Annotated in this window: 19 protein-coding genes; 13 read left to right on the forward strand and 6 right to left on the reverse strand. The window is 44.2% G+C overall.

The features are described 5' to 3' along the window. Positions 1-81 precede the first annotated feature (81 nt). On the forward strand, positions 82-2,703 hold the full coding sequence (glnD, locus tag AC3CKG_RS12550; RefSeq protein ID WP_065110910.1) for a bifunctional uridylyltransferase/uridylyl-removing protein GlnD: 2,622 nt from the start codon (positions 82-84) through the stop codon (positions 2,701-2,703). Positions 2,704-2,867: 164 nt separating this feature from the next. After that, the gene (locus AC3CKG_RS12555; protein ID WP_017107178.1) at positions 2,868-3,251 is read left to right on the forward strand and encodes a DUF3461 family protein; all 384 of its coding nucleotides are present in this window, start codon (positions 2,868-2,870) and stop codon (positions 3,249-3,251) included. Between the two features lie 134 nt (positions 3,252-3,385). On the opposite strand, the gene truC is transcribed toward AC3CKG_RS12555, so the two are convergent. Both truC and AC3CKG_RS12565 read right to left on the reverse strand, forming a co-directional pair. After that, positions 3,386-4,135, reverse strand: coding sequence for a tRNA pseudouridine(65) synthase TruC (gene truC, locus AC3CKG_RS12560; RefSeq protein ID WP_029225912.1), 750 nt, complete (start codon positions 4,133-4,135; stop codon positions 3,386-3,388). Continuing rightward, positions 4,135-4,449 (reverse strand): YqcC family protein, encoded by a 315-nt coding sequence (locus AC3CKG_RS12565; RefSeq protein WP_017110390.1) that lies wholly within the window; start codon positions 4,447-4,449, stop codon positions 4,135-4,137. Before AC3CKG_RS12565 ends, truC begins: the two co-directional genes overlap by 1 nt. Before the next feature lie 87 nt (positions 4,450-4,536). Between AC3CKG_RS12565 and AC3CKG_RS12570 the strand changes: the two genes are divergently transcribed. Together AC3CKG_RS12570 and AC3CKG_RS12575 are read left to right on the forward strand one after the other, a co-directional pair. Beyond that, a complete protein-coding gene (locus tag AC3CKG_RS12570; protein WP_017110391.1) occupies positions 4,537-5,577 on the forward strand; it encodes a DUF3549 family protein in 1,041 nt (346 codons plus the stop codon). A 100-nt stretch (positions 5,578-5,677) separates the two neighbouring features. Then, entirely contained in the window at positions 5,678-5,986 is a 309-nt protein-coding gene (locus AC3CKG_RS12575; RefSeq protein WP_017069389.1) for a DUF3301 domain-containing protein, read from the forward strand. Here AC3CKG_RS12575 and AC3CKG_RS12580 read toward each other — a convergent pair. Then, complete coding sequence (locus AC3CKG_RS12580; protein ID WP_017060749.1) at positions 5,952-6,470, reverse strand: GNAT family N-acetyltransferase; 519 nt, start codon at positions 6,468-6,470, stop codon at positions 5,952-5,954. The two genes, AC3CKG_RS12575 and AC3CKG_RS12580, sit on opposite strands and share 35 nt — an antisense overlap. A 769-nt stretch (positions 6,471-7,239) precedes the next feature. Between AC3CKG_RS12580 and AC3CKG_RS12585 the strand changes: the two genes are divergently transcribed. The 3 genes from AC3CKG_RS12585 to AC3CKG_RS12595 all read left to right on the forward strand — a co-directional run bounded on the left by AC3CKG_RS12585 (position 7,240) and on the right by AC3CKG_RS12595 (position 8,867). After that, the gene (locus AC3CKG_RS12585) at positions 7,240-7,527 is read left to right on the forward strand and encodes a hypothetical protein (RefSeq protein ID WP_017110392.1); all 288 of its coding nucleotides are present in this window, start codon (positions 7,240-7,242) and stop codon (positions 7,525-7,527) included. A 22-nt stretch (positions 7,528-7,549) separates the two neighbouring features. Further along, positions 7,550-7,993 (forward strand): YaiI/YqxD family protein, encoded by a 444-nt coding sequence (locus tag AC3CKG_RS12590; protein ID WP_004734361.1) that lies wholly within the window; start codon positions 7,550-7,552, stop codon positions 7,991-7,993. 118 nt (positions 7,994-8,111) lie between these two features. Then, positions 8,112-8,867: a MipA/OmpV family protein gene (locus AC3CKG_RS12595; RefSeq protein WP_488528420.1), complete on the forward strand. Its 756-nt coding sequence runs from the start codon at positions 8,112-8,114 to the stop codon at positions 8,865-8,867. 105 nt (positions 8,868-8,972) lie between these two features. Here the strand turns inward: AC3CKG_RS12595 and AC3CKG_RS12600 are convergent, their stop codons facing one another. The 3 genes from AC3CKG_RS12600 to AC3CKG_RS12610 all read right to left on the reverse strand — a co-directional run bounded on the left by AC3CKG_RS12600 (position 8,973) and on the right by AC3CKG_RS12610 (position 11,331). Further along, positions 8,973-10,559 carry an AbgT family transporter gene (locus AC3CKG_RS12600; protein WP_029225911.1) on the reverse strand — a complete coding sequence of 529 codons (1,587 nt, stop codon included), beginning with the start codon at positions 10,557-10,559 and terminating at the stop codon, positions 8,973-8,975. Positions 10,560-10,945: 386 nt separating this feature from the next. Further along, on the reverse strand, positions 10,946-11,071 hold the full coding sequence (ykgO, locus tag AC3CKG_RS12605; protein ID WP_010436457.1) for a type B 50S ribosomal protein L36: 126 nt from the start codon (positions 11,069-11,071) through the stop codon (positions 10,946-10,948). Continuing rightward, the gene (locus AC3CKG_RS12610) at positions 11,071-11,331 is read right to left on the reverse strand and encodes a type B 50S ribosomal protein L31 (RefSeq protein ID WP_054541634.1); all 261 of its coding nucleotides are present in this window, start codon (positions 11,329-11,331) and stop codon (positions 11,071-11,073) included. Before AC3CKG_RS12610 ends, ykgO begins: the two co-directional genes overlap by 1 nt. A 124-nt stretch (positions 11,332-11,455) precedes the next feature. Between AC3CKG_RS12610 and tsaA the strand changes: the two genes are divergently transcribed. From tsaA to AC3CKG_RS12640, 6 genes are all read left to right on the forward strand, one after another. Beyond that, entirely contained in the window at positions 11,456-12,151 is a 696-nt protein-coding gene (gene tsaA / locus AC3CKG_RS12615) for a tRNA (N6-threonylcarbamoyladenosine(37)-N6)-methyltransferase TrmO (protein ID WP_488528421.1), read from the forward strand. A 101-nt stretch (positions 12,152-12,252) separates the two neighbouring features. Further along, entirely contained in the window at positions 12,253-13,968 is a 1,716-nt protein-coding gene (locus AC3CKG_RS12620; RefSeq protein WP_012604615.1) for a proline--tRNA ligase, read from the forward strand. Positions 13,969-14,169: 201 nt separating this feature from the next. Further along, positions 14,170-14,865 (forward strand): tellurite resistance TerB family protein, encoded by a 696-nt coding sequence (locus AC3CKG_RS12625; protein WP_488528422.1) that lies wholly within the window; start codon positions 14,170-14,172, stop codon positions 14,863-14,865. Between the two features lie 168 nt (positions 14,866-15,033). Further along, positions 15,034-15,237: a YaeP family protein gene (locus tag AC3CKG_RS12630; protein ID WP_009847436.1), complete on the forward strand. Its 204-nt coding sequence runs from the start codon at positions 15,034-15,036 to the stop codon at positions 15,235-15,237. Between the two features lies 1 nt (position 15,238). Beyond that, positions 15,239-15,430 (forward strand): DUF4250 domain-containing protein, encoded by a 192-nt coding sequence (locus tag AC3CKG_RS12635; protein WP_004738555.1) that lies wholly within the window; start codon positions 15,239-15,241, stop codon positions 15,428-15,430. A gap of 233 nt (positions 15,431-15,663) precedes the next feature. Next, a complete protein-coding gene (locus AC3CKG_RS12640; protein ID WP_017107167.1) occupies positions 15,664-15,990 on the forward strand; it encodes a hypothetical protein in 327 nt (108 codons plus the stop codon). Positions 15,991-16,284 lie beyond the last annotated feature (294 nt).

Genomic DNA, 16,284 nt, shown 5'->3' on the forward strand with positions numbered 1-16,284 from the left:
TTTTATCTGCGTAATTTCGATTTTCCATCACCTTCTGTTAAATTGTTAAATACTCTCATTTGCTTGCACGGATAGCAGACTATGCCTTATCAATGCCCTATTACGTTCAATGACGAACAAATTGAAATCTGCGAATTAAAAAACCAACTCGAAATCTTCACGCAGTATCAGAAAGATGAATTTCTCAATCATCACCCGGTGACAGACTTAGTGTTGCTGCGCTCTGAATATATGGATTTGCTCCTCAACCGATTATGGGATCATTTTGGGTTTAGCAAACTGCCTCATATTGCGTTGGTCGCTGTGGGTGGTTATGGTCGCGGCGAACTGCACCCGTTATCCGACATTGACATCTTAATCGTATCGCAAAAGACGCTGCCTCCAGCGCTTGGCGAAAAAGTCAGTCAGTTCATCACGCTACTTTGGGATTTGAGACTCGAAGTTGGCCACGCAGTGCGTACCATTGCTGAATGTATTGAGATTGGTAGTGATGATTTAACGGTTGCGACTAACCTGCAAGAGTCGCGCTTACTGTGTGGCAGCGAAGACACCTTCCAAGAGCTGAAATTAAAGATTCATTCCGATTCATTTTGGCCAAGTGAGACCTTTTACAAAGCCAAAATTCAAGAACAAAGAGAGCGTCATGCTCGCTACCACGACACCACCTACAATCTAGAACCGGACATCAAATCAACACCCGGTGGATTAAGAGACATCCATACTCTGAGTTGGGTTGCACGTCGACACTTTGGTGCAACCTCTTTATTGGAGATGAGCAAATACGGATTCCTCACCGATGCTGAATATCGTGAGCTTGTTGAATGCCAAGATTTCTTATGGCGCGTTCGCTTTGCATTGCATATCGAACTACGCCGCTACGACAACCGTCTTACCTTCGCGCATCAAGCTCAAGTAGCCGAACACCTTGGTTATACGGGTGAGGGAAATCGTGGCGTAGAAATGATGATGAAGGAATTCTACCGAACACTTCGTCGTGTCGCTGAGCTCAACAAGATGCTACTTAAGCTGTTTGACCAAGCGATCATTAACGGTGGTCAAACACAAGAAGCTGAGATTCTCGACAACGACTTCCAACGTCGAGGCTCACTGATCGAAGCGCGTAAGCCTGCCCTATTCCAAGCTCGTCCGGAAACGATTCTCGATATGTTTATCCATATCGCTAATGACTCTTCCATCGAAGGGGTAAGCCCACCAACCTTGCGACAACTGCGTACGGCACGTCGCCGATTGAACCGATTTCTGCATACCATTCCTGAAGCGCGTGACAAGTTCATGGACTTGGTTCGCCACCCAAATGCATTGCACAAAGCTTTTAGCCTGATGCATAAACTGGGCGTGCTATCGGCTTACTTACCGCAGTGGAGCCAAATTGTTGGTCAAATGCAGTTTGATCTGTTCCACGTTTACACCGTAGATGAGCACAGTATTCGCCTGCTCAAGCACATCAACCGTTTTAACCAAATTGAAAATCACGATAAGCATCCGATTTGTTGTGAAGTGTATCCGCGAGTTCAGAAAAAAGAGCTGCTGATCCTCGCCGCTATCTTCCATGATATAGGTAAAGGCCGTGGGGGTGACCATTCGGAAATTGGCGCAGTTGAAGCTTACTCTTTCTGTATTGAACATGGGCTATCGAAGCCAGAAGCCAAGCAAGTAGCATGGTTGGTACAAAACCACCTGTTGATGTCTGTCACTGCTCAACGCCGTGATATCTACGATCCGGATGTGATTACCGAGTTCGCCAAGAAAGTGCGCGATGAAGAGTCTTTAGAGCTACTGGTGTGCTTAACCGTCGCCGATATCTGTGCGACTAACCCTGAATTATGGAACAGCTGGAAACGCACCCTGTTAGCGGAGCTATTTCACTCAACACAGCGAGCACTACGCCGTGGCTTGGAAAACCCAGTCGATGTCAGAGACCGTATTCGTCACAATCAGCAGATGGCATCAGCTCTATTGCGTAAAGAGGGATTTACCGCTCGTGAGATTGAAGTGCTTTGGCAACGTTTCAAAGCCGATTACTTCCTACGTCACACGCACAAACAAATCGCTTGGCACTGTGAGCACTTACTTCGTCTAGAAGACCCAAGCCAACCGTTAGTTTTGATCAGCAAGAAAGCGACGCGTGGCGGTACTGAGGTGTTTGTTTACTGTAAAGACCAAGCCGCACTTTTTGCGACCGTTGTAGCTGAGCTTGATAGACGCAACTTCAACGTTCATGACGCGCAGGTCATGGTCAGTAAAGATGGCCACGTATTGGATACCTTTATCGTACTCGATCAGCACGGCGAAGCGATTGATGAAGCGAGACACAAAGCCGTGGCTAAGCATTTGACTCACGTTCTAGCTGATGGTCGTCCAACTAAAATTAGAACACGCAGAACGCCGCGTAACTTGCAGCACTTCAAGGTGAAAACTCTGGTCGAATTCCTACCGACCAAGAGCAAGAAACGCACCTTGATGGAACTCAGAGCATTGGACACGCCGGGATTACTAGCTCAAGTTGGTGCAACCTTTGCTGAATTAGACATCAATTTGCACGGCGCTAAAATTACCACCATCGGCGAACGTGCAGAGGATTTGTTTATCCTGACCAGTGAAGCCGGAGGAAGGCTGTCTGAAGAGCAGGAACAAGCACTAAGAGAAAGATTGACTGAGCATGTTTCGGAACTTGCACCCTAAAAAGAGAATCTAATCATCAGATAAGTGTGGGTAAAGATAGAGAGCGATCTTGCCCACAACTTACAATCAATTCCCATATATCAACTATCTAGCTCGTCGTTAGGCTGCTACATTGATCAAGTCAATTACATAAAAGTATTACATTCATAAACTAGAGGTCGCTTATGTATCCAAACCTCACTGGCTTAGGTATCCACGAACCTAAACAGATTGAACGTTACTCCCTTCGCCAAGAAGCTCACAAAGATATTCTTAAGATTTACTTCCGTAAACAGAAAGGCGAACTGTTCGCGAAAAGCGTTAAGTTTAAGTATCCACGACAAGTAAAAAGTGTGCTTGTTAGCGGTGGCAACAATCAATACAAAGAAGTGACCGAGATTAACCGTAATCTCACACTTGTAATTGATGAGCTCAATAAGATCACCAAGCCGATTCCAACCGCAGAAGTCGATGTGAAACAGAAAATTCTTACTGACTTGCGTCACCTAGAGAAAGTGGTATCGAGTAAGATCGCAGAGATCGAAGCGGATCTAGAAAAGCTAAAATGATCCCGCGGTTAGCTATGTACGGTTAACAACTAAATGCTAGTTACCCGTCCAAATTGCACAGACATTAAAAAGGGCTGATATCACTATCAGCCCTTTATTTTTCTACTGTCTACGTTGACTAGACACGTGTGCGTTTACTTAGACAAACATGCTTCAGCATTCACCAAGCTGGTATCCCACTCAAAAGTCTCAAACAACCTTAACCACGTCTCATCTAGGTTGGCCTTCATCACTAACTCTTTTTTAGTGAAAGGATGGATGAAGCGCAATTCAGAAGCATGCAGTAACAGACGGTGCGAATCTAAATCATCACGGAACAATCGGTTATGTTTACCATCACCATGTGAAGTATCGCCTACAATCGGGTGTCTTAGGTGAGCCATATGACGACGCAGTTGATGTTTACGTCCTGTCTTTGGCATCATCTCAACTAAGCAGTAACGACTGGTAGGAAAGCGACCAGTTGAATACGGTACTTCGACTTTCGCTAACGGCTCGTAAACGGTGACGGCTTCTTGTGGTTCTTTGTCTTCTTTCGCGAACTTATCGGCGATCTTATCCAGTTCAACCTTAAGCGCATAATCGAGCGTATCACCCTCTTCTATCCAACCACGCACAATCGCATGATAAGTCTTTTGCATCTCATGGTTGGCGAACATCGGCATCACCTCAGAGGCAACCTCACTCGACAGTGCAAACACCAACACACCAGATGTAGGTCGGTCTAAACGATGCAGAGGAAATACATGCTGACCAATTTGGTCACGCAGAGTCTGCATCACAAACTGAGTCTCGTGTTTATCCAACCATGAGCGATGCACTAGCATACCCGCAGGCTTATTCACCGCGACAAAATACTCATCTTGATAAATGATCTCTAACATTACGCGCATACCTCATCAATGCTTAGAATCGTCACTAGCAATTCCGCTTTCTCTGCCTCATTTTTCCACACTTCACCAAAATAAGGATGAATAGCAAAGCCTTTAGGTAGGCTCATTTGTGCATCCATCATTGCATTGATCTTAACGATGAAGATCCACTGCAACCACTCTTCAGGTTGTAGCGAATCAATAGCGAAGGGTTCAACGCTTGAAAGCGCTTCATCCGAAGGCGAAACATCGCTCCACAGAGAACATTGGCGCATTTGTTGTTCTAATTGTTGAAGTAAAAGAGGTAACTTTGTGGCTGCTGTCATTTTTCACCAAGTTATTTATCTAGTGACCTTGAAATTGGGGCATAGAGTACCATCTATTTAGGAAAGAAAGTTAGGAGCTTTATTACTATGGAAACGATTCACACGCTCACTCAGTTGCTAAAGAATAGCGGTTGCCAATACGATATCTACGACCTAGGTCGTCGCATTCAGAAGATCGACAACACCTTATTCTCTGATGTTGAGCAGGGGAAACAGCCATACCCGTTTCCACTTCAAAAACAGGCTCACTTAGCGATTAGCTACTGGAACGAACACAAGCAACCTTGGATCTGGTTCCTAAAATTCAAACTCGATGAAAGAGGCTTACTGCATCAAGGAGATGTGGGTAATTTTCTTAAGTTTGTTATCGAAGCAATGGGCACGCGTTTGAACGGTGATATCAGCGAAGAGCAACAACAAAAGCTGTCAAACAACCCATATACCTTCAAGCCTTCTGAAGACAAAATGGCCGTATTCCATAGCCAAGTAAGAGCAGGTTTAGACCTTGCGACGAGCCAATATTACGAGCACGCTCAGCATTACTTCACGGGTGAGCTTGGTTGGGATAACTGGAAAACGGTTGGACTACAAGGCATCACTGATATGTGTGCGCGTTTAGGCAGCCAACAAAACGGTGTTGCGATTCGTAAAGCCATCAATAAGCTGCCATCAGAACCGCTATACGCGACGTTAGGTGCGCTTGAGCATACACAAATCAATGACAAACTCGCGCAACGCTTACAAGAGCTTGCAGAAAATGAAATCGCAAGCAAAGAGCCTGATTTGTTCTTACTCTCAGCTTTGGTTCGTGCCCTTTCCGGTGCAGAACAAGGTATCGCGAACAACATCATTAACCAAGTTCTCGCTAGTCCACGCTTGAGCCACCAAGAAGTGTTGATTGGTTTAGCGGGTCGCAGCTGGCATGCGCTACAAGATCCAGCGATTGCCGAGCAATTCTTGTTGCGCCTCGCACAAACAGGCAACCAAAACCTGTTCAATCAGTTATTTGCAGATTTAGTGATGATTCCGACACTAAGAATGGTATTTTTGCCCTTGTTGAATTCGAACCCATCACCTGAGCTCGCAAACGCATTGATTGAGTTACAACAAGCGGCTAAGTCTCAATAATTAACTGAAGACTACTCAAAAGCGAGCTAGATCTGTAGCTCGTTAACACAAGCTCAAAATTACGATTGGAATAGAGTGATTAAAAGGAAGTATGGATTAAATGATAGATAACTTATTGGCTATTTTGCTTCTGTGCTTCTTTTGCTTTCTGTTTTGGCAGCAGCGCAGGCAATCCGAGCTTGCGAAAGCTGCCATTGCGAGAAAGTGTAAAGAGCTCGACCTACAATTATTAAGTGTCGCCTTCAACGGTCATAAACTTAAGATGCGCCATGAGCTCACGACCATTTGGCGCTGGCATACTGTGTACCATTTTGAGTTTTCGGCGTTAGGTGATGACCTGTACCAAGGAAAACTGACCATGGTGGGTTTCCGCTCTATGCGGTTTGAGCTACAGCCTCATAGAATGTAACGTCGCAATACGCGGTATAACTATATTCATGATAAGGGCCAAACTGATCTTGTTTGGTCTCTTTAAATGCAAAGCCTAACTTTTCAAGTAACTTAATCGATGGGTTATGACCAACATTAACGGTCGCGACAACATTCGTTAGGTGTTCTTCAAAACAAACTAAACTAAAGAAAGGTTTTAGCACTTCACTAGCAAGGCCTTGATTCCAAAACTCCTTGTCCAGAATAAACCCTAGTTCATGCTTCCCTTCTTCAGACGAAACAAACAAATGCCCGAGGTATTCGCGGGTTTGGTTATGGATAATTGCTCGGCAAAAACCGACGTTGTCGTTCAGTATTTCTTGAAATAGGTGTTTTGCAGAGGCAATAGAATGCGGCCCGTTCATTTCAGCACGATTAATGGGGCAGCAATTCAACTTAATAAAGTCATGTTCTAACTGCTCGGTATAAGGTACCAACAGCGTTCTTGAGGTTGCTATCGTCATAAAACACTCCTTGTGTTGACCATTAGCAGAAAAGCAGATGTCGCGTGCTTAGATAAAAGCTCCTGAATTAAAGAGAGCCCCTAGATAGAGAAAAAGCCTTAGGAAAAGAAAAGCCCCGACACCGAAGTGTCAGGGCTAGGGTCTTACTCGCAGCAGTCCGGCTACTAATTAATGCTCCATGCATCATCCATAATAGTGGCTGTAATCCTTCAGCTCTTTCCTTTACTTCGCCATCCTAGCGGTGTCCAATCATCCTGAAAGCTAACAATCCTAGTTAGCACACATCACTTGTTCCGTGAGCGGTGTCCTTTACATCGTCCTGATGCTAATCCAACCCTTTAAATCCTAAAGGTGTCCATTGTCATTCCGTTGCAGCTAACTTCCTGTTAACTGACTGTATCCCTACAATGTCCTTACGCTCCATGCTTGACTACTCAATCCTAAGTAACCAAATCTTCATCCTGAAGATAACCAAATCCTTGGTGCTTTCCTGTTCCGTGTCAGAATCCTTCCGACAAGGTTTAATTTACGCGATTTAAGATTTCGGACAATAGATTTGCATCACATTTTGAATTCAATAAAGTTGTTAATTATATAAAACAATTAAAATTCAAAAGCTTAGTCATATGCATATCAATCTCTCTAGAGAACTATTTGTGTTATCTCACAGCCTTTGTAAGAGATCTCTCACACGTGATGGGCTGTTTTATGATTCGCTATCATTCACTGGAGCGAGTAAAATGACCAAATACTAAAAATGGAGGTCAACATGCTGACAAAAGATGTGTCTGAAGAGTTGAAATCAGTGCTTGAAGGACTGCAAGCGCAAGGGAAAGAGCCAACCGTTGCTTTAGTGAAAGCTCGTATGAGTACATCCGTTCCAATGCCGGCTTTGATTACAACCATCAAGAGCTGGAAAAGTGCGAATCGCGTACCTAAAGTGGAAGTCGCGACACAAGAAGAGCCAGCACTTGATCGTGTTAGCCAACTGGAAAAGCAAATCCTTGAACTTACCGCTCGCGTTGCCACGCTAGAAGCTAAGTTAACTGAGCAATAAGCTAACAGAGAAATAGAACACTATGAAGATATGGGTTGATGCGGACGCTTGTCCCAAGGTTATCCGAGAAACAATCGTACGCGCAGCTGAACGCACAGGGGTCGAATGTACCTTTGTCGCGAACCATTTGGTTCCCGTTCCCAAGCGTAACAACATTCACTCAATTCAAGTCCCAAGCGGATTTGATATTGCAGATGATGAAATCGTAAAACGCACTGAACCCGGCGATCTGGTGATTACCTCTGACATTCCTCTGGCTGACGAAGTGATCACCAAAGGTGCGCTTGCTTTAAGCTCTCGCGGCGAGCTTTACACCAAAGAGACCATTAAAGCGCGTCTCAACATTCGTGACTTTATGGATACTATGCGTTCAAGTGGTATTCAAACTGGCGGACCAAGCACCCTTTCTCAAACCGACCGTCGTGAGTTCGCAAACCACCTCGATCGCCTATTAGCAAAACGCTAACCACAGCTTTCTAATGACGACAGCTTTAGAAGTTGTCTCTTACATCGTTGTAGCCCAGATGAAATTTTAATCGACATACTCCGTTCTTGATATTTATTACAATAACGGAGTATTGCTTATGATTCGTCGAATCGCCCTCTCGCTATCCATTGTTTTTGGCAGCACCCCACTTTCTTTTGCTGATGAAGACTTTGCCGATGAACACTTTGCTGATAAAGAGTACGGAATCATCGGAGGCAGCATCACCTATGGTGAAAGTGTTTTCTCGACTAAAAGTGCCCCTCAATTTGGCGCGACACCCAACCTATTCTATTCAGGTCCAAAAGGCTTTATCGATGGTAGCTTAGCCAATTGGCAACTGCTGCCTTACGTAGGGCTATCTGGAAATTGGCGCTTTGCTGAAGTGTCAGACACCTTCATTGACCTACCTAACGGTATTCAAGACAGAGATGGTAATGGAGAACTGGGGATAACCTTAGGAACGGTAGGCGCACGCCTCACCTACTTGCATGATGTGACTTCAGAACATAGCGGCTACGAAGTTCAGCTTCACTTAGGCAGAACGTTAGAAACCTGGACGCAGCCATTCACCATTACGCCCTACCTAGAAGTCGATTATCGTGATAAGAAACTGTCCAATCACCTGTATGGTATTTCTAACACCGAATCTTCTACCTCAGGGTTAAATCAGTTTGATGCAGGGTCGACGTTTGTTTATCAAGCGGGATTAATCGGGCTTTATGAGTTCACGCCAACTTGGATTGGTATCGCTCGAGCAGACCTAATTCATCATGACAGCGACAGCGCGTTGATACAACGAGACGTGGGCTGGTCATTCGAACTAGGCGTCACCTATCGGTTTGCGGGATTGTAAGTTTATTGACTCAAACAAAAAGAGCCTGCATCAATGCAGGCTCTTTGGTACCTCGTCTTTTATTCAGTTAATTAGCGAATCGAAATTCTCGCCTATCACTGTTCACTAAGGCGTGTAGTACGTTGCAGCGCCTGGACCTACTGGTAGACCAAATACGAATACCCATAGGTAGAACAAGATACTCCAACCGAACATGAATACCATTGAGTAAGGTAACATTGTCGCGATCAGTGTACCGATACCTAGGTTCTTCATGTAGCGAGTTGCTACAGCAAGGATAAGACCGAAGTAGCTCATCATTGGTGTAATGATGTTGGTTGTTGAATCACCGATACGGTAAGCCGCTTGAATCGTTTCAGGTGCGTAGCCTACAAGCATTAGCATTGGAACGAAGATTGGCGCTGTTACTGCCCACTGTGCAGAAGCTGAACCGATCATCAGGTTAATGAAGCCACACATTAGGATAAATGCGAAGAACAACATTGGACCCGTTAGGCCAATATCCTGAAGGAATGTTGCGCCGCCTACAGCGACCACTTGACCAAAGTTAGTCCACTTAAAGAAAGCAACAAACTGTGCAGCAAAGAATACAAGAACAATGTACATGCCCATTGAAGACATAGACGTTGCCATTGCATTAATCACATCACGGTCATTCTTCATTGAACCAGTAACTTTGCCGTAAACAAAACCAGGAATAGCAAAGAATACAAAGATAAACGCGACGATACTTTTCAGGAATGGAGAACCTGAAATCGTACCTGCCTCTGAACGCAGAACACCGTCAGCAGGAACCACAGTCCAAGCTAAAAGTGCACTCACGATTAATACAGCAACACCCGCTAGCTTAAGGCCTTTCTTCTCAATAGCAGTAAGCTTACCCATTGAGTCATTTGAAAGATCTTCAGATGCGTCTTCATCGTTGTATTTACCTAACTTAGGTTCAACAATCTTCTCTGTTACCAATGCACCGGCAATCGAGATAAAGAAGGTCGAAACAAACATGAAGTACCAGTTTGATTCAGGGCCAACAGAGTAAGAAGGATCAAGCATTTGTGCCGCTGTTTCTGTGATACCAGAAAGCAGTGGATCAACCGTACCGATAAGTAGGTTTGCAGAATAACCACCAGATACACCAGCAAATGCTGCCGCTAGACCTGCTAATGGGTGACGACCCAATGAGTGGAAAAGCATTGCTGCAAGAGGGATAAGTACTACGTAACCTAGCTCTGAAGCCGTGTTAGAGATAATACCGGCGAATACCACGGTTACAGTAACCATGCGCTGAGATGCGCCCATTACCATGCCGCGCATTGCCGCAGATAATAGACCTGAGTGTTCAGCAATCGCAACACCTAGCATTGCAACAAGCACGGTACCAAGTGGCGCAAAGCCAACAAAGTTCTTAACTAGATTAGTTACGATGAGCTGTAAGCCTTCAGCATTAAGTAAGCTTACAACGTGGATCATGCCATCAGCAGCACGACCGCTAGCACCTTCTGGGCGAGGATCCATTACAGATACTTCGAAGTAACCAGCAATTCCTGAAGAAACTAGGATTGCGACACAGAAGATTGCGAAAAGAGTGATTGGGTGGGGTAAAAGGTTCCCCAAATATTCAACGCCATCGAGAAAGCGGGTAAAAATAGGTTTCTTTGGCGAGTTGTTTTTTATTGAAGCTGATGAACTCATCAGTTCCCTCCTTGTAGTGATTCCTGTGCAATTGTGACAAAAATGTTCAAATTGCCAGCGCAGAGTACGCGACAAAATTATCAATTAGAAATTCAAAATGTTACAAAATGTGTAACAAACGACGATTTTTAACTCTATTTGAACAATTAATTAGCAAATAAATCTATATTAAATACAAAAGATAGATTTATAATTCACAAACAAGTATTCACTACAAATATGACTGACAATATAACTCATTGATTCACATGAAAATAAAACACACCATACTCTAAAGTAAGATTCTATATTGGCCAAGGTTCCGCTCGAAGGAAAAGAAAAACAGGCAAATGAATGAAGTTTGACTTTCCCCTCGTTTTTACACACGCGTCACATCATATTGACGGTTATTTTTGAACCGCTTTAAATCTTGGATTGGATTTGCAGATCACATAATGACGCCCTCTACGCTTAACGATCTGGCAATCTGGGTGACGGCTTTTTGCACTTTTAAGTGATTTAACAACTTTCATTATTTAGCTCCCTTACCTAATTGACCAAAGCGACGAGTAAAGTTAGCAACCCGTCCCTCTTTATGTAGCACTCTCTGTTTACCCGTATAGAAAGGATGCGATTTTGCAGACACTTCAATCGTGAAATAAGGGTAAGTATTGCCATCTTCCCATTCGATAGTGCGGTCTGTTTTCAGCGTAGAGCCGATTAAGAAGTACTCATCAACGCTGGTGTCGTGGAACACCACTGTGCGGTAGTCAGGGTGGATATTCGGTTTCATTGTATTTCCCTAAATAATTAAATTGATACGTTATAACATATCAAATGATAATTATTATCAAAAGAAAAACAAGCTATTTTATGATATTTTTCCGCCATAGATCGTAATTAGAGAACGTCCACTCATGTACTCCATTGAACCTATTGGCTTTATAGAGTCTCCCTATAAAGAGAAGTTCGCGGTACCAAGGCAACCTAGATTGGTGCCCACATCTACCTCAAAAGTCAGGCTAGCTGACGCAGCAAACTGTCTTGAGTCTGTTCGTGATATTGAACAATTTAGCCATGTGTGGTTGTTGTTTTTGTTCGATAAGAACCTTGAGGCAGGCTGGAAACCAACAGTGAGACCACCTCGCCTTGGCGGGAATGAACGTATTGGTGTCTTCGCATCGCGTGCCACTTTTAGGCCGAATGGAATTGGCATGTCTGCGGTTGAACTCAAAGGGGTATCTCAAGAAAAGGGACAAACTTGGTTGGACTTGGGCAGTGTTGATCTCGTTGACGGCACACCTATCATCGACATCAAACCTTATATTCCCTACTCGGATTCAATTCTCGATGCACGAGGAGGGTTTGCCGCCGATGAACCTGAAGTGTTAGATGTGAGCTTCTCGCAGCAAGCCCAAAGTAAGCTGTCTGGTCACCCGCAGGCGCGCCATATCATTCAGGTGATCAAAGAAGTGCTAGGCCAAGATCCACGACCCGCCTATAAGAAAGGCAAGCCAGACAGTAAAGAATATGCGGTAAATTTGTTCGATCTTAACGTGAAATTCGTTGTTGAAACGCTTTTCATCAATGTTACCGACATTGAACGCTTTTGAGATCCCAAATAGGCTGATATTATATGCGGCTATATCAGATTTGCTGTCGTCACTAACTGCAGCAAGTTTTCTTTTATCAATGATGAAACGGATACCATAGAATGCGTACCAGTAACTACCTTCTTTCTACTCTGAAAGAGACTCCAAACGACGCAGAAGTTATCAGCCACCAGCTGATGCTACGTGCAGGTATGATCCGTAAGCTAGCTTCAGGTTTATATACTTGGCTACCTACTGGTCTACGTGTACTGCGTAAAGTCGAAAATATCGTTCGCCAAGAGATCGATAATGCAGGTGCCGTTGAAATCTTGATGCCCGTAGTTCAACCGTTTGAGCTTTGGGAAGAGACTGGCCGTTCTGAAAAGATGGGCCCTGAGCTACTTCGTTTCACAGACCGTCACTCTCGTCCGTTTGTTCTTAGCCCAACAGCAGAGGAAGTGGTAACGAGCCTAGTACGTAACGAGATCAGCTCTTACAAACAGCTTCCTCTAAACCTGTACCAAATCCAGACTAAATTCCGTGATGAACGCCGCCCTCGTTTTGGCGTAATGCGTGCTCGCGAATTCTCTATGATGGATGCGTACAGCTTTGATATCGATAAAGAAGGCTTAGAAAAGTCTTACCAAGCGATGCACGATGCTTACTGTAAAGCATTCGACCGCATGGGTCTTGAGTACCGTCCAGTATTGGCAGACTCTGGCGCAATCGGTGGCAGCGGCTCTCAAGAGTTCCACGTTCTTGCTGAAAGCGGCGAAGACCTAATCGCATTCTCTTCAGAATCTGATTACGCAGCGAACATCGAGAAAGCAGAAGCACTCGCTCCTACTGAAGAAGTTGCAGCGCCAACTCAAGAGATGGAACTGGTTGATACGCCAAACGCAAAAACTATCGCAGAACTTGTAGAGCAACACGGTCTAGCAATCGAGAAGACAGTTAAGACTCTATTCGTTAAAGCATCTGATGAAGTAGAAGCAGATATCATTGCTCTAATCGTCCGTGGCGACCACGAGCTTAACGAAGTGAAAGCAGAAAACCTTCCACAGATTGCTTCTCCACTAGAGATGGCCTCTGAAGAAGAAATCCGTGCACTTGTTGGTGCAGGTCCTGGTTCACTAGGTCCTGTTGGCCTAGAGCTGCCATTCATCGCTGACCGCTCTGTTGCTGTAATGAGTGACTTCGGCGCTGGCGCAAACGTAGACGGTAAGCACTACTTCGGTATTAACTGGGGTCGTGACGTTGAGCTTGCTCAAGTTGAAGACCTACGTAACGTTGTTGAAGGCGACCTAAGCCCATGTGGTCAAGGTACTATCCAGCTTAAGCGCGGTATCGAAGTTGGTCACATCTTCCAGCTAGGTAACACTTACTCGAAAGCAATGAACTGTAACGTGCTTGGTCCTGATGGTAAGAGCGTAATCCTAGAAATGGGTTGTTACGGTATCGGTGTTTCACGTGTTGTTGCATCTGCTATCGAGCAAAACCACGATAAATTCGGTATCACTTGGCCAGATGCACTAGCACCATTCCAAGTTGCTATCGTACCAATGAACATGCACAAATCTGAGCGCGTTAAAGAAGCAGCTGAGAAGCTATACGCTGAATTAACAGCTATGGGTATCGAAGTACTATTCGATGACCGTAAAGAACGCCCAGGTGTTATGTTTAAAGATATCGAGCTAGTGGGTATCCCTCACACTATCGTTATCGGTGATCGCAGCATGGACGAAGGTAACTTCGAATACAAAAACCGTCGTACAGGTGATAAAGAAGCTATCGCAATGGACACGGTTATCGAGCACCTTAAAGCTCAGCTGGCTTAGTAATCCGATTGCTTGTGCTTGCAAGCTGATAGATAAACATTGAAAGGCTACCATTAGGTGGCCTTTTTTGTGTCTGTCGTTTCTCTTCAAACTCCCTTCTATTTATCACCAGAGTAAATAACGTAAGTTAATCCCCTGTTCATCTTTATATCCGTATATTGGTTTCAACTACTCTTAGGCACATCTACATTGGAGGTATCGATGGATATCAAAAGCTTACTTAACCAAGCACTTAAGTCAGATCTCGTTAAACAAGGCACTCAGAAGCTTTCCCAAGGATCTTCGAGTTTAAGTAGCCTCTCTAAAGGCAGTAACAGCAATGGCAAGAGTAGCAGTAAAAGCACACTTGGAGCCTTCGGCGCAGGCGCAGTTGGCGGTGGACTGCTAGGGGCATTAATGGGCTCTAAGAAGACTAAGAAGATGGGTAAGAAAGCGGCTGGGATTGGCGGTGCAGCGGCACTGGGTGCTCTGGCTTATAAGGTCTACAACGATTACCAATCGAAACAAGGCCAAACACCGAATACCGAACAAGCTCAATTTGATGAAAACGATTCAAACCACAGCATACTGATTCTAAGATCGATGATTGCTGCGTCCAAAGCTGATGGGCATGTTGATGAAGAAGAGATGGCTAAGATTGAACAAGCCGTCGAGAACATGGGCGCAGATTATCAGCTGACTAAATTGGTGTCTGAAGAATTGCACAAGCCACTCGATCCAAGCGAAATAGCTCAATTAGCAACATCACCTCAACAAGCGAGTGAGATCTACTTAGCCTCTTTGATTGTGGCCGACGAGCAGAACTTTATGGAAAAGGCTTACCTCAAAGAGTTAGCAAAGCAGCTTAACCTTGCTGATGAAGTGACTTATCAGCTTGAACAGCAGATCTCTAATTAAGCGGTCAATATCAGGCTAATCCACAAGCTGACAGAGTGATATATTGAGCCTCAACAAAATGAGATATTGAGCAAGGACAAACTAACTCTGAACTTAATCAGATCCACTTTGTTTTTGCTTATCTCTATGTGTATATTGAGACCAGTTATCATTTGGTTAGGTATAAAAATGAAAGTATACGATTGTTGTGATTTGGTGCGTGAACTGTATTCTCAAATTGGCAGTGGCGACCAAGGCTATATCCCTAAAGCGATCACTTGCGCTGTAAAAACATTGAATGACCTTGCTGCGGATGAGTCCCTTCCTAAAGAAGCAAGAGATCGCGCTGCATTTGCCGCAGCTAACCTGTTGATCTCAGATTTCGAGGACTAACATGAACCTCGCTAACTTTGAAAAAATGGATCCTGTGATGTTGATGAGCATCGTCAACATGAAACTGCGTGACGACTTCGGCGGTGATTTGGATCGAGTGGTCAACTTCTACGAAATCGATAAAGCCGCATTGATTGCTAAACTCGCGTCTGCTGGTTTTGAATATCTTCCAGAAGCCAAACAGTTTCGATAATAATTGAAAACAAGCTTCCTAATAAAAGACCAACCTCTGCGTTGGTCTTTTTTTGTTGACGATACGTAGTAACTAAACATGCAGTAAGCCAGTTATAAATTATCTGTCTGCACCTATACTTTTATATCTTAGAGTCAACCAACGCTCCTTGAATCAAAGCGTATTGTTGTATAGGCTACCTCAAACAGCATATAAACCTCATCATTCAACTTGATGATAGCGAAGGATTAACAATGAAAAGACTTGGACTTTTAGCCGTTATTGCAGCCACACTCACCGCTGGTTGCGCTTCAAATACTCAGCAAGACAATTTTCGTGAAGCCTCTTTTGAGCTGTGTAATACCGAAGTCGATATCTACTCAGTAAGTCATGATGAAAGAGTACGCATCGTCTGCTCTGATGGCTCTAAATTCGCTTTGAGTAGTGAAGATACGCTAGAAGTGATGCGTGATATCAACATCGATTACTGCGACGGCGAAGGCCTAGGCAAGTTCAATGAAAGCCGTAAGTACTACTCATTCAAATGTAAGTCAGGCACCTTGCTCAGCATCAAAAAATAAAACCGATACCAACAAACAACAAAGGGTTAATGTGAAAGCATTAGCCCTTTTTAGTACCCGCTCTTTAATTACTCAGATAGCTAACTTTCAAACGTAAAAAAGGCTCCTAGATAGGAGCCTTTCAAATCGTATTTTTCAATCAAATAGCTTTAGTTCAAGGAAAAGGCGCGGAGTTTTCAGCACCTTTCCCTAAAACAAAAAGGGACTCAATGAGCCCCTTTAAAAGTATTTTCACAGTAGTCGTTTGAAATTCTAGGAGAGCACGCGGAGCTTACGGATGTAAGTGAGCATGCT

The organism is Vibrio sp. QJM3NY_15, assembly GCF_057785995.1.

What these genes read in the sequence shown, in the direction of transcription:
- AC3CKG_RS12630 (WP_009847436.1), top strand. Translation starts at nt 15,034, where the DNA reads ATGAAAGTATACGATTGTTGTGATTTGGTGCGTGAACTGTATTCTCAA.
- AC3CKG_RS12580 (WP_017060749.1), bottom strand. Translation starts at nt 6,470, where the DNA reads ATGACGATAGCAACCTCAAGAACGCTGTTGGTACCTTATACCGAGCAG.
- AC3CKG_RS12610 (WP_054541634.1), bottom strand. Translation starts at nt 11,331, where the DNA reads ATGAAACCGAATATCCACCCTGACTACCGCACAGTGGTGTTCCACGAC.
- AC3CKG_RS12600 (WP_029225911.1), bottom strand. Translation starts at nt 10,559, where the DNA reads ATGAGTTCATCAGCTTCAATAAAAAACAACTCGCCAAAGAAACCTATT.
- AC3CKG_RS12555 (WP_017107178.1), top strand. Translation starts at nt 2,868, where the DNA reads ATGTATCCAAACCTCACTGGCTTAGGTATCCACGAACCTAAACAGATT.
- AC3CKG_RS12635 (WP_004738555.1), top strand. Translation starts at nt 15,239, where the DNA reads ATGAACCTCGCTAACTTTGAAAAAATGGATCCTGTGATGTTGATGAGC.
- AC3CKG_RS12590 (WP_004734361.1), top strand. Translation starts at nt 7,550, where the DNA reads ATGAAGATATGGGTTGATGCGGACGCTTGTCCCAAGGTTATCCGAGAA.
- AC3CKG_RS12640 (WP_017107167.1), top strand. Translation starts at nt 15,664, where the DNA reads ATGAAAAGACTTGGACTTTTAGCCGTTATTGCAGCCACACTCACCGCT.
- AC3CKG_RS12565 (WP_017110390.1), bottom strand. Translation starts at nt 4,449, where the DNA reads ATGACAGCAGCCACAAAGTTACCTCTTTTACTTCAACAATTAGAACAA.
- AC3CKG_RS12620 (WP_012604615.1), top strand. Translation starts at nt 12,253, where the DNA reads ATGCGTACCAGTAACTACCTTCTTTCTACTCTGAAAGAGACTCCAAAC.
- AC3CKG_RS12595 (WP_488528420.1), top strand. Translation starts at nt 8,112, where the DNA reads ATGATTCGTCGAATCGCCCTCTCGCTATCCATTGTTTTTGGCAGCACC.
- truC (WP_029225912.1), bottom strand. Translation starts at nt 4,135, where the DNA reads ATGTTAGAGATCATTTATCAAGATGAGTATTTTGTCGCGGTGAATAAG.
- tsaA (WP_488528421.1), top strand. Translation starts at nt 11,456, where the DNA reads ATGTACTCCATTGAACCTATTGGCTTTATAGAGTCTCCCTATAAAGAG.
- AC3CKG_RS12570 (WP_017110391.1), top strand. Translation starts at nt 4,537, where the DNA reads ATGGAAACGATTCACACGCTCACTCAGTTGCTAAAGAATAGCGGTTGC.
- AC3CKG_RS12625 (WP_488528422.1), top strand. Translation starts at nt 14,170, where the DNA reads ATGGATATCAAAAGCTTACTTAACCAAGCACTTAAGTCAGATCTCGTT.
- AC3CKG_RS12585 (WP_017110392.1), top strand. Translation starts at nt 7,240, where the DNA reads ATGCTGACAAAAGATGTGTCTGAAGAGTTGAAATCAGTGCTTGAAGGA.
- ykgO (WP_010436457.1), bottom strand. Translation starts at nt 11,071, where the DNA reads ATGAAAGTTGTTAAATCACTTAAAAGTGCAAAAAGCCGTCACCCAGAT.
- AC3CKG_RS12575 (WP_017069389.1), top strand. Translation starts at nt 5,678, where the DNA reads ATGATAGATAACTTATTGGCTATTTTGCTTCTGTGCTTCTTTTGCTTT.
- glnD (WP_065110910.1), top strand. Translation starts at nt 82, where the DNA reads ATGCCTTATCAATGCCCTATTACGTTCAATGACGAACAAATTGAAATC.